2 protein-coding genes are annotated in these 917 nt (G+C 66.3%); both read right to left on the bottom strand.

Going from position 1 to position 917, the window contains the following annotated elements:
• The coding region (locus BQ8482_RS33930; protein WP_123151539.1) for an NrsF family protein at positions 1-581 on the bottom strand (581 nt) is incomplete at its 3' end.
• A 1-nt stretch (position 582) separates the two neighbouring features.
• Positions 583-917: sigma-70 family RNA polymerase sigma factor (locus tag BQ8482_RS33925; RefSeq protein WP_123151538.1), on the bottom strand; the 335-nt coding region annotated here is incomplete at its 5' end.

Below are 917 nucleotides of genomic sequence, written 5' to 3'. Positions count from 1 at the left end.
GCGATCGTGTACCAGGTGGCGACGAAAAGCGGCGAGTCGTCGAAGCAATGTGCGGCATAGAAAGTTGCCGCCAGCCCACCGGCGAGCAGGCCCGCCACCGTTCCGGCAAGCACCGGCCGCGTCGGCGCGCCATAGCGCAGCACCGCCAGGAAGATGGCAAGCGGACCGATGCCGATCAGCGGAATGAACGTCAGGCAGACAACCATGTTGCTGCCGACCAGCCGCCTGCCCCAGTCGGCTGCAGGCACGGAAAGGAGCTCCAGCACCACCGCCACGGCCACCAGCAGCGGTGCGGCAATCATACAGACCGCCGCCCTGCCCGTCGATGCACCGGGTGTCGACAGGGCGCGGATCAAGGCGAAGGCGCTGACGGCCAGAGCCATCGTGAAGACGAACTTGGCAAGGAAGCGCATCGTATGCATGGCGGTGGCGATGTCGGTGCGTGGGCCGATCGCCAGCCAGAACACGACCGCCGCGATCACCGTAGCCGCACCGGCGCCTATCCACCAGGCCGAGCCAAGCGGCATCGCCGTGCTGCGGGCATCGGCGTCGAGCGCCTTGATGAGATCGTCGGTCCTCATGTCATTCCCGCCCGAATTGTTTGGCCCCGAACCGTTTGGCAATGGCTGCGAGCCCACGATGCAGCGACACGCGCACCGCCGTCTCGCTGATGCCGAACTTCGCTGCCGTTTCACCAATGGAACGGCCTTCGACCGACACCGACGAAACCACGGAACGCTGCGACGGCGGCAGGCCGTCCAACGCCCGATTGATGTCGCGCTCGCTGACCGTTTCGGCCTCCGGTTCGGCGAAGGTCTCGGCGATCTCGTCGATCTCGATCTCGATGCGCCGCCCGCGCCGCCGAAAGGCGTCGATCAGCTTGAAACGCGCTATGGCGTAGACCCAGGGCAGCACAG

The sequence above is a fragment of the Mesorhizobium delmotii genome (assembly GCF_900149755.1).
Lineage (GTDB): Bacteria > Pseudomonadota > Alphaproteobacteria > Rhizobiales > Rhizobiaceae > Mesorhizobium > Mesorhizobium delmotii.
The sequence above is the reverse complement of the archived record's forward strand: the minus strand, read 5'-3'. Positions and strand labels throughout refer to the sequence as shown.